The 14,399-nt window shown below is 72.7% G+C and carries 12 protein-coding genes; 8 read left to right on the top strand and 4 right to left on the bottom strand.

Going from position 1 to position 14,399, the window contains the following annotated elements; all coding sequences use genetic code 11:
* Nucleotides 1-7: 7 nt before the first annotated feature.
* Entirely contained in the window at nt 8-418 is a 411-nt protein-coding gene (locus Q3W68_RS19970; protein WP_302906889.1) for a hypothetical protein, read from the bottom strand.
* A 161-nt stretch (nt 419-579) separates the two neighbouring features.
* On the opposite strand from Q3W68_RS19970, the gene Q3W68_RS19975 reads away from it, so the two are divergent.
* From Q3W68_RS19975 to Q3W68_RS19995, 5 genes are all read left to right on the top strand, one after another.
* A complete protein-coding gene (locus Q3W68_RS19975) occupies nt 580-2,142 on the top strand; it encodes a phenylacetate--CoA ligase family protein (protein ID WP_302906890.1) in 1,563 nt (520 codons plus the stop codon).
* Between the two features lie 3 nt (nt 2,143-2,145).
* Entirely contained in the window at nt 2,146-2,586 is a 441-nt protein-coding gene (locus Q3W68_RS19980; protein ID WP_302906891.1) for a DUF4188 domain-containing protein, read from the top strand.
* On the top strand, nt 2,583-3,665 hold the full coding sequence (locus Q3W68_RS19985) for a hypothetical protein (protein WP_302906892.1): 1,083 nt from the start codon (nt 2,583-2,585) through the stop codon (nt 3,663-3,665). Before Q3W68_RS19980 ends, Q3W68_RS19985 begins: the two co-directional genes overlap by 4 nt.
* 2 nt (nt 3,666-3,667) lie before the next feature.
* Nucleotides 3,668-4,684: a nitroreductase gene (locus tag Q3W68_RS19990; protein ID WP_302907150.1), complete on the top strand. Its 1,017-nt coding sequence runs from the start codon at nt 3,668-3,670 to the stop codon at nt 4,682-4,684.
* A 152-nt stretch (nt 4,685-4,836) separates the two neighbouring features.
* Nucleotides 4,837-7,641 (top strand): glycoside hydrolase N-terminal domain-containing protein, encoded by a 2,805-nt coding sequence (locus Q3W68_RS19995; protein ID WP_302906893.1) that lies wholly within the window; start codon nt 4,837-4,839, stop codon nt 7,639-7,641.
* 72 nt (nt 7,642-7,713) lie between these two features.
* On the opposite strand, the gene Q3W68_RS20000 is transcribed toward Q3W68_RS19995, so the two are convergent.
* Nucleotides 7,714-8,427 carry a hypothetical protein gene (locus tag Q3W68_RS20000; protein ID WP_302906894.1) on the bottom strand — a complete coding sequence of 238 codons (714 nt, stop codon included), beginning with the start codon at nt 8,425-8,427 and terminating at the stop codon, nt 7,714-7,716.
* A 73-nt stretch (nt 8,428-8,500) separates the two neighbouring features.
* Here Q3W68_RS20000 and Q3W68_RS20005 point away from each other — a divergent pair, with 73 nt between their 5' ends.
* Nucleotides 8,501-9,328 carry a PIG-L family deacetylase gene (locus Q3W68_RS20005; protein ID WP_302906895.1) on the top strand — a complete coding sequence of 276 codons (828 nt, stop codon included), beginning with the start codon at nt 8,501-8,503 and terminating at the stop codon, nt 9,326-9,328.
* 34 nt (nt 9,329-9,362) lie between these two features.
* On the opposite strand, the gene Q3W68_RS20010 is transcribed toward Q3W68_RS20005, so the two are convergent.
* Together Q3W68_RS20010 and glnA are read right to left on the bottom strand one after the other, a co-directional pair.
* Nucleotides 9,363-10,505: a glutamate--cysteine ligase gene (locus Q3W68_RS20010; RefSeq protein ID WP_302906896.1), complete on the bottom strand. Its 1,143-nt coding sequence runs from the start codon at nt 10,503-10,505 to the stop codon at nt 9,363-9,365.
* Nucleotides 10,506-10,645: 140 nt separating this feature from the next.
* Nucleotides 10,646-12,070 carry a type I glutamate--ammonia ligase gene (glnA, locus tag Q3W68_RS20015; protein WP_302906897.1) on the bottom strand — a complete coding sequence of 475 codons (1,425 nt, stop codon included), beginning with the start codon at nt 12,068-12,070 and terminating at the stop codon, nt 10,646-10,648.
* A 233-nt stretch (nt 12,071-12,303) separates the two neighbouring features.
* Between glnA and Q3W68_RS20020 the strand changes: the two genes are divergently transcribed.
* Both Q3W68_RS20020 and Q3W68_RS20025 read left to right on the top strand, forming a co-directional pair.
* Nucleotides 12,304-14,088 carry an N-acetylglutaminylglutamine amidotransferase gene (locus tag Q3W68_RS20020; protein ID WP_302907151.1) on the top strand — a complete coding sequence of 595 codons (1,785 nt, stop codon included), beginning with the start codon at nt 12,304-12,306 and terminating at the stop codon, nt 14,086-14,088.
* Nucleotides 14,089-14,106: 18 nt separating this feature from the next.
* Nucleotides 14,107-14,367: a hypothetical protein gene (locus Q3W68_RS20025; protein WP_151498864.1), complete on the top strand. Its 261-nt coding sequence runs from the start codon at nt 14,107-14,109 to the stop codon at nt 14,365-14,367.
* The last annotated feature ends 32 nt before the right edge of the window (nt 14,368-14,399 follow it).

The following is a 14,399-nucleotide window of genomic DNA, read 5'->3' on the forward strand; positions in this document are numbered from 1 at the left end:
CGCGCGGCTACCGGTCCGTCGCCCGCTTCGGGGCCGGCGACGCGAGCCGGTCCGCGAGCCCGTTTGCCACCTCGGGGGCCAGCCGCGCGAGATTGAGTACGGTGTCCAGCGCGTCGTGCGCGTCCGACGTGTACCGCCGGATCACCTCGCCGCGCTGGTCGTCGGCCATCTTCAACTGCCCGACCACGGTGTCGATCAGGGCGTGCCCGTCGGTGCGGACCCGGCCGACGAGTTCGTCGAACGCCTCCGGGTCCACCCGGCGGCTCTCGGTCAGCTTCTCCTCGAGCCGCCGTGCGCCGGCCAGCCCCGCCGCGAGTTCCTCCTCCAGCACCGTGGCCGCGTGGGTCACGGTCTCCGAGGTCTCCTCGGCCACCTTCTCGAAGCGCTCGTTCACGCGCTCACGCTTGCCGTCTGTCATGGGCGAAGTGTCACCGGACCAGGGACGACACACCAGGCGGTTGTCGCCATGGTGACTGAGCGTGTCGGGCTCGGGTGGCCCTGCGACTGGGTACGGGTACTCAGCGCAGTACCGTCTCGTCGCTCATGTGCCGGCGTCGCGGCATCGACAGGATGCTTGTCATGGCCGAGACGCTGCACCGACACGCCGCTGCACGTACCGTCGACACGCCCCTGCCCGCCGAGGCCGCGCTGGCCCCCGCCGGCCGCGCGGTCGCCGCGCTGGCCCGGCTCGTCGCCCACCACCCGGCCGGCTGGCGCTGGCTGGCCCGGCGGCACCACCCGGTCCTGGACCGGCTCGCCGCCGCGAACGCGCGGTCGACCTGCGTGCGGGCCGCCCGGCGGGTGCCTGCCTACCAGGCGTTCCTGCGGGCCCGCCCGGGCGGCCCGCGCCGCCGGCTGCGGGACTTCCCGGAGACCGACAAGCACGGGTACGTCATGGCGTACGACGCTTCGGCCCGGTGCCGGGACGGGCGGATGCCGGAGCGCGGCGTGGTGGTCGACGAGTCGGCCGGATCGTCCGGGCGGCCGTTCAACTGGCCGCGCGGCGACCGGGAACTGCGGGCGGTGCACCGGGACATCGCCGGCTACACCGGACTGGCGTTCCCGATGCGCCGGCCGTTCGTCATAAACGCGTACTCGATGGGCGCCTGGGCGACCGGCACCACCACCGGTGCGGCGATGGCCCGGATCGCGACCGTGAAGAACACCGGCCCGGACCTCGGGAAGATCGTCGACACGCTGCGCGAGTTCGGTCCCGGCCACGACTACCTGGTGACCGCGTACCCGCCGTTCCTCAAGCACCTGCGGGACCGGCTCGACGCCGAGGGCTTCCAGTGGTCGCGGTACCGGATCTTCGCCAGCTGCGGCGGCGAGGGCATGACCGAGGCGCTGCGCGACTACCTGGAACAGCGGTTCGTGCGGGTGCGCTCGGCGTACGGGGCGTCGGATCTGACCATCGGCATCGGCGCGGAGACCCGGTTCACGGTGTGGCTGCGGCGGCGGCTGCGCACCGACGCGGGACTGCGGGCGGAACTGCTCGGCGCGGGGGAGCAGCGGCTGCCGATGGTGTTCCAGTACAACCCGTTCGCCACCTACCTGGAGACCAACGAGCGGCGGGAACTGCTCTGCACCGTCACCAGCCCGCACGTGCTCCAGCCCCGGCTGCGCTACAACGTGGGCGACGAGGCGCTGCTGGTGCCGTACCGGCGGATCGTCGAACTGGCGCACGCCGACCCGGTACGCCGCGCCGAGTTCCGTACCGCTGTCGCCGAGGAGCGGATGACGCTGCCGCTGCTGCTGTTGTTCGGCCGCAGCGACTCCACCGTGTCCTACCTGGGCGCGAACCTCTACCCGCAGGACGTCGAGTACGGCCTCTACACCGGCAACCCGTACGCCGCCGAGATCAGCCGGTTCTGCCTGACGCTGCACGAGGACGCGGCGCTGGAGACCCGGCCGGTGATCCACGTCGAGCTGCGCCGCCCGCTGGACACCGCGGCACGCGCGGCGCTCGCCGATGCCTGCCGCGACGGGGTACGCGCGCACCTGACCTCGGTGTCGCGTGACTTCGCGCAGTCCCTGGTGGAGGACCCGACCGCCGGTGACCTGCGGGTCCAGCTGCACGAACCGGGCGGCGGCCCGTTCGCCGGCATGCAGAAGATCAAGAACGTCTACCTGGTGAGGTGAGCGATGCGTACCAGTGACTTCTCCCGCGCCCCGGCCCAGGCCCGCGCCGGCGCCATGTTCATCGGCGGCACCCGGTACGCGAACCCGCTGGTGCTGCTGCGCCTGGCCCCCGACTGGATCCGGATGGTGCGCGACATGCGCCGGATGTCCGGCTACTGCTGGCACACCGTCTACTGGCAGTTCCCGCTGACGCTCGGCACGATCGCGTTCTTCACCGACCGGGAGGCGCTGCTGCGCTTCGCGCGGACCCGGCACCACCGCAAGCTGATGATGTGGCTGACCGACGGCACCCGTAACGCCACCGCCGGGTTCATCCGGCTCTACACCGCCTCCCCGGACGGCTACTCCAACGGCGCGTGGCGGGCCGAGGACGGCGCGATGGGCCACATCGAGCGGTTCACGCCGCTGGGCGCGGAGACGACCGGACCGGCGGTGCGCCGGTGACCGGCCACCGCTTCGAGCGCGTCACCGGCCGGCGCGGCCTGCGCGACTTCCTCACGCTCACCGACCGGCTGTACGCGGACGAGCCCCGGTACGTGCCGACGCCTCGGCAGCAGATCCGCCGCTGGTGGCGCGACGGCGTGCCGATGTACGTGCTGCGTGACGCCACCGGCGCCGTGGTCGGGCGGACCACGCTGCACACCGACGCGGACCTCGACGCGAAGCTGGGCCGCCGGTGCCAGCTGTTCGGGCTCACCGAGTTCACCGCGCCGGCCGCGCGGCCGCTGTTCGACGCGATCACCACGCACGCCACGCCCGGCCGGGATCTGCTGTTCGGGCCGGTGGCACTGCTGCCCAACCAGGCCGGCGGCGTGATCACCTCCGGGTACGCCGACCGGGGTTTCGTGGACAGCGCATGGAACCCGCCGCACTATCCGGACGCGTACGAGGAAAACGGGTTCACCGGGCGGTTCGTCTCCGACACCTGGATCTGCCCGGTGCCGCCGCCGGCCGGACCGCCGCCCGCGCTCGGCCTGCAGCCCGACGGCGCGCGGCTGGAACTGCACCGGGGGAGCACCCGGCGGCTCGACGAGCAGCTCGACCTGCTGCGCGGGATGCTCAACGACTCCTTCGCCCAGCTCGGCTACTACACGCCGATCTCGGCGGCGCAGCTGCGGCGGCAGACCGACGGGCTGGCGTACCTGCTGGACGAGTCGTTACTGCTCTACCTGACCCGTGACGGGCGTCCGGTGGCGTTCGTGCTCTGCGTGCCGGACATCAGCGACTTCCTGGTCGCGGTCCGGGGCGACCTGAACCCGGTCAACCAGTTGCGGCTGCTCGCGACCCGCCGCCGGTACCGCCGGGAGGCGGTGCTGATCGTCAAGGGCGTGGTGCCACAGTTCCAGGGGCGCGGCTACCAGCGGCTGCTGTCGGAGCACCTGCACCGCAACCTGCACGCCGGTGGCTACACGGCGCTGCGCAGCACGTACGTCGGGCGGGGCAACCCGGCGTCCGCCGCCCAGTACCGGCACCTGGACGGACGCCCGCTGCACGGCTACACGTTCTACGCCAAGGAGCGGTGAGCATGGACCTCGCCGCGTTCCACGCGCTGGAGCCGCTGTGCTGGCGGGCCCCGAGCGCGCACAACACCCAGCCGTGGCGGCTGCGCTACGAGCGCTGGGCGATCACCGTGGGCTGGAATCCGGCCGACGCGCTGCCCGCGGGCGACCCCACCGGGCGGGACCTGCGGCTGTCGCTGGGCGCGTTCGTGGAGACCTGCCTGATCGTCGCCGCCGACGCGGGGCTGCGGCTGGACTGGGCCGCCGACCACGACGAGTCCGACCGGCGGGTGGGACGACTGCGGCCGGGACGGCAGCCGTACCGGACGCCGTTCCGCACCGCCGACGTGTGGGACCGGCGTACCCACCGGGGCCGGTTCACCGGCGGCCCGGCCGCCGACGTGGTCGCGGCCGTGGACGCGGTCGCCCGGCGGGCCGGTGGCGCGGTCCACGTCGTGCCGGCGGCCGGGCGGCTGCGCGCGCTGCTGCGCACGGCCGACCGGCAGGTGTACGCCGACCCGGCGGTGGTCGCGGAGCTGCGCCGCTGGCTGCGCCTGGACCGGTCGGGCCCCCGCTACCGGACCGACGGGCTCACCGACCGCTGCCTCGGGCTGGGCCGGGCGGCGGCCACCGGGCTGCGGGCGGCGCTCGCGGCGTACCCGGCGTTGCGCCCGCTGGGGCTGCCCCGGCTGCTCGCCGCCGCGAGTGGTGATCCGCTGGCACAGGGCGGCGCGGTGCTGGCGCTCGTCGCGCCGCCCGGTCTGGACGCGGCCGGCCAGGTCGAGTTCGGACGCGTGCTGATGCGGACGTGGCTGACGCTGCACACGGCCGGGCTGGCCGCGCACCCGCTCAGTCAGCTGATCGACGTGGCCGCCACGCGGGACGCGCTCGGGACGCTGCTGGACGTGACGCCGGAGCGCGTCGTGCACGTGGCCCGGGTCGGCCGGCCGGCCGCTCCCGCGCCCCGTTCGGCCCGCCGGGTGAACCACGGATCGGATCTGTTAACGGTAACACCCCTTGACGCGGTGTCACTTCATCCATGAGAGTCCATGTTGGCTGATGTGTCGCCCGGTCGGGAGCCCTGGGCGCGTAGTGGCAGGGAATGCGGCGTCCGGGTGCGCGAAAAAGTCTGTTAGCGATAACAGCGCCGTCGTGCACCCGGGCCCGCCTCTGATGCGCGCGGTTGGGAGAAACCATGTCCGAAGTGACACGACGAAACGTCATGAAGGCCGCGGCGGCGGGTGCCGGCGCCGCGCTGGTGCCGGCCGCCTGGAGCGCCGCCGCCCGGGCCGGCTCGGCGGCGCCCCCGCAGGTGCTGGCCGCGAACGACCTGGCGCTCTGGTACGACGAGCCGGCCGGCACCGACTGGCTGCGCGCCCTGCCGATCGGCAACGGGCGGCTCGGTGCGATGGTGTTCGGCAACATCGACACCGAACGGCTCCAGCTCAACGAGGACACCGTCTGGGCCGGCGGCCCGTACGACTCGGCCAACACGCGGGGCGCGGCGAACCTGGCCGAGATCCGGCGTCGCGTCTTCGCCGACCAGTGGACCTCGGCCCAGGATCTGATCAACCAGACCATGATGGGCAGTCCGGGCGGTCAGCTCGCCTACCAGACCGTCGGGAACCTCCGGCTCGCCTTCGGGTCGGCGAGCGGGGCGAGCCAGTACAACCGGACGCTCGACCTCACCACCGCCACCGTGACCACCACGTACGTGCTGAACGGCGTACGGCACCAGCGGGAGGTGTTCGCCAGCGCGCCCGACCAGGTGATCGTGCTCCGGCTGACCGCCGACCGGGCGAACTCGATCACGTTCTCCGCCACCTTCGACAGCCCGCAGCGGACCACCGTGTCCAGCCCGGACGGCGCGACGGTCGCGCTCGACGGCATCTCCGGCTCGATGGAGGGGGTCAACGGCTCGGTGCGGTTCCTCGCGCTGGCCCACGCCGCCGTCACCGGCGGCACGGTGAGCAGTTCCGGCGGCACGCTCCGGGTGTCCGGCGCCACCAGCGTGACGGTCCTGATCTCGATCGGGTCCAGCTACGTCAACTACCGCACCGTCAACGGCGACTACCAGGGCATGGCGCGCAACCGGCTCAACGCCGCCAAGAGCGTCGACGTCGATCAGCTCCGCACCCGCCACCGCGCCGACTACCAGGCCCTGTTCGGCCGGGTCACGATCGACCTGGGCCGCACCGCCGCCGCCGACCAGCCCACCGACGTACGGATCGCACAGCACGCGAGCACGAACGATCCGCAGTTCGCCGCGCTGCTGTTCCAGTTCGGGCGGTACCTGCTGATCTCCTCGTCGCGGCCGGGCACCCAGCCGGCGAACCTCCAGGGCATCTGGAACGACTCGCTGACGCCGTCCTGGGACTCGAAGTACACGGTCAACGCCAACCTGCCGATGAACTACTGGCCGGCCGACACCACGAACCTGTCCGAGTGCTTCCTGCCGGTCTTCGACATGATCAAGGACCTCACGGTGACCGGCGCGCGGGTCGCCCAGGCGCAGTACGGCGCCGGCGGCTGGGTCACCCACCACAACACCGACGCCTGGCGGGGCGCGTCGGTCGTGGACGGCGCGTTCTGGGGCATGTGGCAGACCGGCGGGGCCTGGCTGAGCACGCTCATCTGGGACCACTACCTGTTCACCGGCGACAGCGGATTCCTCCAGGCCAACTACCCGGCCCTCAAGGGCGCCGCCCAGTTCTTCCTCGACACCCTGGTCGCCCACCCGACGCTCGGCTACCTGGTGACGAACCCGTCGAACTCGCCGGAGCTGGCGCACCACGCCGACGCCAGCGTCTGCGCCGGCCCGACCATGGACAACCAGATCCTGCGCGACCTGTTCGACGCGGCGGCCCGGGCGAGCGAGGTGCTCGGCGTCGACACCACCTTCCGGTCCCAGGTACGCACCGCCAAGGACCGGCTGCCGCCGAGCCGCGTCGGCTCCCGGGGCAACGTGCAGGAGTGGCTCGCCGACTGGGTCGAGACCGAGCGCACCCACCGGCACGTCTCGCACCTGTACGGGCTGCACCCCGGCAACCAGATCACCAAGCGGGGCACCCCGGCGCTGTACGAGGCCGCCCGCAGGACGCTGGAGCTGCGCGGCGACGACGGGACCGGCTGGTCCCTGGCCTGGAAGATCAATTTCTGGGCCCGCCTGGAGGACGGCGCCCGCGCCCACAAGCTCCTGCGCGACCTGGTGCGCACCGACCGGCTCGCGCCGAACATGTTCGACCTGCACCCGCCGTTCCAGATCGACGGCAACTTCGGGGCCACCTCGGGCATCGCCGAGATGCTGTTGCACAGCCACACCGGCGAGCTGCACCTGCTGCCGGCGCTGCCCACCGCCTGGCCGGCCGGGCAGGTCGCGGGCCTGCGCGGCCGAGGTGGCTACACGGTGGGGGTGGTTTGGAGCAGCGGCCAGGCCGACGAGATCACCGTCCGCGCCGACCGCGACGGCACGCTGCGCCTGCGGTCCCGGCTGTTCACCGGCGGCTTCACGGTCACGGACGTCACCGACGGCAGCACACCGGCGACCACCCGGCCGGAGTCCGACGTCGTCGCGTTCACCGTGCGCGCCGGTCACACCTACCGGGCGGCCCGGCCGGGTGTGACGCCGTCCCCGACTGCGACACCGACGTCCACGCCGTCCCCGACCCCGACCCCGACCACCAGTTTCCCGGCGCCGTCCGGCGCGCGTGCCACGTACGCGATCACCGGCTCGTGGTCCGGTGGCTTCCAGGCCGAGGTCACGGTGACCGCCGGCGCGAGTGCGATCCGCGGCTGGACCGTGTCCTGGACGTTCCCGAACGGACAGGTGATCAACCAGATCTGGAGCGGTACGCACACCCAGAACGGCGCGAACGTGACGGTGCGCAACGTCGACTACAACGGGGCACTGCCGGCCGGCGGCTCCACCACGTTCGGCTTCATCGGCACGGCCGGCGGCACCAACAACCCGCCGCCGAACATCACCTGCACGACCACCTGACCTGCACGACCACCTGACCTGCGCGGCGCGTCCCGCCCACGTCCACCCGGCCGGGACGGGGCGTACCGCCGGTCACGCCAGGAGCGTCTCGCGCAGCCGCGCGCCCAGGTTCAGCTCGCCGACCACGCGGGGACCGGCCGGGTCGTAGACGGCGATGCGGTGGTTGCGGCGCATCATCTCCCGTACCGCGGGCGGCAGCCGGGGCGGGTCGTCCATCGTGGCGAGCACCCGCGCCCCGGTTCCCATCAGGCGCTCCACGAGCGTCGCGCTGTCGGTGTCCACACGCACCCGGCCGAACTCCCAGCCGGCCGTGGTCAGGTCGAGCACCTCGAACAGGCGCGTCACGAACGGCTGCGGGTCGGTCACCCGGTCCAGCCGGTCGGCCCGCCCGCCGACCACCGCCACGGCGGCGGTGATCTGTGCGTACGGGTGCAGCCCGCTGGGCAGCGCGCCGAGCGGCCAGCGCAGCGCCGGTCCGGCCTCCTTCCACAGGGGCCGGTAGTTGCGGCGGTGCACCAGCAGCCGCCGCCCGGTGCGCCGGAACACCTCCTGCGCCTGGCCCTGGAGGTCGGCGTGCGCCTGGTCGGCGGCCTCGCACACGATCCCGGCGGCCACCACGAGACCGTCGTCATCGGACAGCAGCCGGGTGATCGCGTCGGCCTGCTCCGGGAACCGGAGGCGGGCGTGCGCCCCGTAGGACTGCCGGACGTCCCGCAGCAGCTCCTGCTGGCGTGTGGGGTCCAGTTCGACCCGTCCGCCACCGAGCAACCGCTGGAGCCAACCCATCGCGCCTCGCTTCCGTCGCCGTCTGCGGACCGGGCAATGCTAGTTCGTCGGCCGATGCTCGTATGGTGACGGGGTGACCGATCGATCCCTGACCCTGATGGCGGTGCACGCGCACCCCGACGACGAGGCGACGAGCACCGGCGGCGTCCTGGCGCGCTACGCGGCCGAGGGCGTCACCACAGTGCTGGTGACGTGCACCGACGGGGGGTGCGGCGACGGTCCCGGCGGGATCAAGCCGGGCGACCCGGGGCACGACCCGCAGGCCGTGGTGGAGATGCGCCGCGCCGAGCTGGCGGCCAGCTGCGAGGCGCTGAAGGTCACCCACCTGGAGACGCTCGGCTACGGCGACTCCGGGATGATGGGCTGGGCGACGAACGACGCGCCCGGCGCGTTCTGGAACACGCCGGTGGCCGAGGCGGCCGGCCGGCTGGCCGAGCTGATCCGGCGCTACCGCCCGGACGTCGTGGTCACATACGACGAGAACGGCTTCTACGGCCACCCGGACCACATCCAGGCCCACCGGATCACGATGGCCGCCGTCGAGCAGACCGGCATCCCGGCCAAGGTCTACTGGACCACCGTGCCGCGCAGTGCGTTCCAGCAGTTCGGCACCGTCATGCGGGAGATCGGGGTGGAGTTCCCCGAGCCGGAGGCGACCGACGAGATGCCGGCGCTGGGCCTGCCGGACGACGAGATCACCACCTGGGTCGACACCCGTGGCTACGGCGGCCAGAAGTTCGCCTCGCTCGCCGCGCACGCCAGTCAGGCGGAGAACATCTTCTTCCTGCGTCTGGGGCAGGAGCGGTTCACCGAGCTGATGGGCATGGAGACGTTCGTGCGGGTGCGGGACACCACCGGCGCGGCCACCCCGGAGGACGACCTGTTCGCCGGGTTGCGCTGACCGTTCGCAGGCCCGGTCCGGGGAGGTCATCGGCTCACGTCGAGACGGTCTGTGCGGCCAGGTGCGCCAGCACGGCGCGGACGTCCCCGTCGGTCTCGGCCATGATCCGTCGCTGCCGGGTGGCGCCGGTGCCGTCCCGGCGCAGCCGGTCCAGCTCGCGCCGGACCAGGTCCAGGTCGCCGTGGCGGGTCAGCGCGGGTGTGACGGTGACGACCAGGTCGTCGATGAGGTCCCAGGCGGGCCGGGGCCGCCCGGTGCGCAGGTCGACGAGCCGGCCGTCGACGCCGTCGTGCGCGGCGCGCCAGTGCGCGGCGGCGACCAGGCAGTCCCGGATGCGTGGCGCGGGCACTCCCGCGTGGACGTCGTCGATCAGGGTAGCCACGAGCGCCCGGACCAGCCCGGCGACCAGCACCGTGTCGTCGACGGTGGGGCAGACGTCGCCGACGCGCACCTCCACCGTGGGGTACGCCGCGGACGGGCGCGCGTACCAGTAGACCATCGCGGCGTCGAGCATGATCCCGGCGGTGATCAGGTCCGCCACGGTGGCGTCGTAGTCGGCGGCGGAGTCGAAGTGCGGCGTCGGCCCGATGCTCGGCCACCGTTCCAGCTGCATCGAGCGCCAGCTCGCGTGCCCGGTGTCCCGCCCGTCGTGCAGCGGAGAGTTGGCGGTGAGCGCCTGCACCACCGGCAGCCACGGGCGCAGGTGGTTGCAGACCTGCACGGCCAGTTCCCGGTCCGGCACGCCGACGTGGACGTGGCAGCCGCAGACCGCCGGGTCGTGGGCCACCGGACCGAACCGGCGGGACATGTCGTGGTAGCGCTGCTCGTCGGGCACCGTGCGGTGGGCCTCGCAGACCGGCGTGGCGCCGACCGCGACCAGCCGCGCCCCGGCCGAGTCAGCCGCCCGGGCGGCCGCCCGGCGCAGCGTGACCAGGTGCTCCCGCAGCTCCCCGAGGTCCGGGCTGACCGGCGTCACCATCTCCACCATGCTGTGCCGGAACTCCTGCCGGCTCTGCTCCCGGGCGATGCCGGAGAGCGCGCCGCGCACCTGCTCGGCGACCGGCATGCTCTCGCCGGTCGTCGGATCCAGCAGCAGGAACTCCTCTTCCACCCCGAGGGTCAGGACGGCGGGGATCTGCGGGGTGGCGGTGGTGGTGGCGGCGGGCCGCGGCCTCACCGACGGCTCCACCGGCACGGAACGGTCGGCGTGTCGTCGTGAGGCGGAGTCATGTCTCGACGGTACGAGGGCGGAGGCCGGTGCGAGGCCGTTTCCGCCGACACCGCCCCCGCGGGTGGCGGGGGCGGCGGCGGTACGGCTCAGCAGTCGAAGTAGAGCGCGAACTCGTGCGGCGTGGGCCGCAGACGCACCGGGTCGACCTCGTTGGCGTTCTTCCAGTCGACCCAGGTGGAGATCAGGTCGGCGGTGAAGACGTCGCCGTCGAGCAGGTAGTCGTGGTCGACCTCCAGCGCCGCCAGCGCCTCGGGCAGCGAGCCGGGCACCTGCTTGACGTCGCCCCACTCCTCCGGCGGGAGGTCGTAGAGGTCCTTGTCGATCGGCGCCGGGGGCTCGATCTTGTTCTTGATGCCGTCGAGACCGGCCATGAGCATCGCGGAGAACGCCAGGTACGGGTTGCTGGACGGGTCCGGCACCCGGAACTCGACGCGCTTGGCCTTGGGGTTGCCGCCGGTGACGGGGATGCGGGTGCAGGCGGAGCGGTTGCGCTGGGAGTAGACCAGGTTGACCGGGGCCTCGAAGCCGGGCACCAGGCGGCGGTAGGAGTTGATGGTGGGGTTGGTGAAGGCCAGCAGCGACGGGGCGTGGTGCAGGAGGCCGCCGATGTACCAGCGGGCGGTGTCGGACAGCCCGGCGTAGCCGGTCTCGTCGTAGAACAGCGGCTCGCCGCCGCGCCAGAGGCTCTGGTGGGTGTGCATGCCGGAGCCGTTGTCGCCGAACAGCGGCTTGGGCATGAACGTCGCGGTCTTACCGTGCGCCCACGCCTCGTTCTTGATCAGATACTTGAAGAGCTGGAGCTGGTCGGCCGAGTGCAGCAGCGTCGAGAACTTGTAGTTGATCTCCGACTGCCCGCCCGTGCCCACCTCGTGGTGGGAACGCTCGACCGTGAAACCGGCGTCCACCATCCGGCGGACCATGCCGTCACGCAGGTCGGCGTAGTGGTCCACCGGCGGGACCGGGAAGTAGCCGCCCTTGTAGGCGGTCTTGTAACCCCGGTTGCCGCCCTCCTCGATCCGGCCGCTGTTCCAGGCGCCCTCGATCGAGTCGATGTAGTAGAACGACTGGTGCGCCGAGGTCTCGTGGCGGATCGAGTCGAAGATGTAGAACTCCGCCTCCGCACCGAAGTACGCGGTGTCCGCGATGCCGCTCGCCGCCAGATACGCCTCCGCCTTCTTCGCCACGTTGCGCGGGTCGCGCGAGTAGGCCTCACGGGTGAACGGGTCGTGGACGAAGAAGTTCAACGCCAGCGTCTTCTGCTTGCGGAACGGGTCCACGAACGCGGTGGCCACGTCCGGCAGCAGCAGCATGTCCGACTCGTGGATCGACTGGAAGCCGCGGATCGAGGACCCGTCGAAGGCGAGGCCGTCGGTGAAGACGCTGTCGTCGAACGACTCGACCGGCAGGTTGAAGTGCTGCATCACGCCGGGCAGGTCACAGAAACGTACGTCGACGAACTTCACGTCCTCGTCGGTGAGGTATCGCAGGAGTTCCTCGGAATTGGCGAACACACGTCCTCCTGGCAGGCGTCGTTGATCCTGGCCACGTCCCGTGGCCGGACCGCCCGGGGACATGGCCCGTACCGCCACCGTACGACGGCTCGCCGTGGCCGGCTCGGCAACCGCCCATCCGGGTTTCCTTCGCCACACGCCGGGTAGTCGCCGTACCCGGCGGACCGCCCGGGGGACGACGCGGCGGGAGGTTGGCATGGTGAGTGCTCCGCGACTGACCGGTGGGCGCTGAGATGTGCGGGATCAGCGGTGAGGCCAGGTTCGACGGGGCCACCCCCGACACCGAGGCGGTGAACCGGATGACCGCGGCCATGCGCTCACGCGGCCCGGACGGTGAGGGCGCGTGGAGCGACGGCTGGATCACGTTCGGACACCGCCGGCTCACAGTGATCGACCTGTCCGATGCCGGCGCCCAGCCGATGGTCCGCGACGACCTCGGCCTGGCCCTGGTGTTCAACGGCTGCGTCTACAACTACCCGGAGCTGCGCGACGAGCTGCGCGCGGCCGGGCACACCTTCCACAGCACCAGCGACACCGAGGTGATCCTGGTGGCGTACGCGCAGTGGGGGGAGCGGTTCGTCGACCACCTGGTCGGCATGTTCGCCGTGGCGCTGGTGGACCGGCCGCGTCGTCGCCTCGTGCTGGCCCGCGACCGGCTCGGCATCAAGCCGCTCTACCTCGCCGAGTCGCCGGGCCGGCTCCGGTTCGCCTCCACGCTGCCGGCGCTGCTGGCCGCCGGCGACGTGGACACCGGCATCGACCCGGTCGCGCTGCACCACTACCTGTCCTGGCACTCGATCGTGCCGGCGCCGCGCACGATCCTGCGCGGGATCCGCAAGCTGCCCCCGGCCACCGTCCGGGTGATCGAAGCCGACGGACGCAGCCGCGAGCGCGTCTACTGGCGGCCCGAGTACCGGCGCGACCCGGCCCACGAGGGTATGGACGCCGCCGACTGGCGGGCCGCCGTCGGGGACGCGCTGCGCACCGCCGTACGCCGCCGGCTGGTCGCGGACGTGCCGGTCGGGGTGCTGCTCTCCGGCGGGCTCGACTCCAGCATGATCGTGGCGTTGCTGGACGGCGCCGGACAGCACCACCTCCAGACGTTCAGCATCGGCTTCGACAGCCGCGGCGACGAGAGCGGCGACGAGTTCCACTACTCCGACCTGGTGGCCCGCACGTTCGGCACCGACCACCACCGCATCCGGCTCGCCGACGGGGATCTCGGCCCGGCCGTACGCGCCACCGTGGCGGCCATGACCGAACCGATGGGCAGCCACGACGTGGTGGCGTTCCACCTGCTGTCCGAGCAGGTCGCCAAGCACGTGAAGGTGGCGCAGTCCGGCCAGGGCGCCGACGAGGTGTTCGCCGGATACGGCTACCACCACCGGCTGGCCGACGCGGCCCGCGAGGACGCGGCGGCCGGGTTCACCGCCGCGTTCTTCGACCGCGACCACGCCGAGCTGACCGAGGTGGTCGACCCGGCGTACGCCTGCGACCGGGACGCCAGCGGCGAGCTGGTCGCCGCGGACCTGGCGGCGCCCGGCGCGCAGACCGCAGTGGACGCGGTGCTGCGCCTGGACACCCACCTGATGCTCCCCGACGACCCGGTCAAACGGGTGGACAGCATGAGCATGGCGTGGGGGCTGGAGGTGCGCACGCCCTTCCTCGACCAGGACCTGGTCACGCTCGCCGCGGCCTGCCCGCCCGAGCACAAGCTGGCGCAGGGCGGCAAGGGCGTGCTCAAGGAGGTGGCCCGGGAGGTGCTGCCGGCGGAGGTCATCGACCGGCCCAAGGGCTACTTCCCGGTGCCGGCGCTGCGCAACGTCGACGGTCCCGTGCGAGAGTTGGTGGTCGAGGCGCTGGGTGCGCCCGAGGCGCGCCGGCGGGGACTGTTCCGCCGGGCGTACGTCGACGAGCTGCTGGCCGAGCCGGACCGGGCCCAGGCCGCCGCCGGCAGCAACAAGCTGTGGCAACTGGGCCTGCTGGAGCTGTGGTTGCAGACGCACGGCGTGAGCTGAGCGGGGCGGGAGGGCACTGTGAAGTTCGTCATCGAGAGCGAGGCCGACGGCACCGTGGGATTCACGGTCGTCGGCGGCGACGGTCAGGTCCTCGCCACCGGGGCGCCCTGCCCGGACAAGGGCTCGGCGCTCGCCGTGGTCGGCGAGCTGATGCACGGGCTGGGTGACGCCTGCCTTGAGGACCGGACCGAGGCGACCGCCGGGCCGGTGGCCGGCACCCGGACCGAGATCGGCGACGACATGTCGGACATCGGCCGCTCCGGCATCCCGCCGGTCTGACCGCGGGGCGGACCCGCCCGGCCCGCGAGCCG

Source organism: Micromonospora sp. C28ISP2-4 (assembly GCF_030519385.1).
In the GTDB taxonomy this organism is placed as follows: Bacteria; Actinomycetota; Actinomycetes; order Mycobacteriales; family Micromonosporaceae; genus Micromonospora; species Micromonospora tulbaghiae.

Bases quoted from the DNA above. Each gene is read 5' to 3' on its own strand.
- Q3W68_RS19990 (WP_302907150.1), top strand. From the start codon at position 3,668: ATGGACCTCGCCGCGTTCCACGCGCTGGAGCCGCTGTGCTGGCGGGCC.
- Q3W68_RS19995 (WP_302906893.1), top strand. From the start codon at position 4,837: ATGTCCGAAGTGACACGACGAAACGTCATGAAGGCCGCGGCGGCGGGT.
- Q3W68_RS19980 (WP_302906891.1), top strand. From the start codon at position 2,146: ATGCGTACCAGTGACTTCTCCCGCGCCCCGGCCCAGGCCCGCGCCGGC.
- Q3W68_RS20020 (WP_302907151.1), top strand. From the start codon at position 12,304: ATGTGCGGGATCAGCGGTGAGGCCAGGTTCGACGGGGCCACCCCCGAC.
- Q3W68_RS20000 (WP_302906894.1), bottom strand. From the start codon at position 8,427: ATGGGTTGGCTCCAGCGGTTGCTCGGTGGCGGACGGGTCGAACTGGAC.
- Q3W68_RS19970 (WP_302906889.1), bottom strand. From the start codon at position 418: ATGACAGACGGCAAGCGTGAGCGCGTGAACGAGCGCTTCGAGAAGGTG.
- Q3W68_RS19975 (WP_302906890.1), top strand. From the start codon at position 580: ATGGCCGAGACGCTGCACCGACACGCCGCTGCACGTACCGTCGACACG.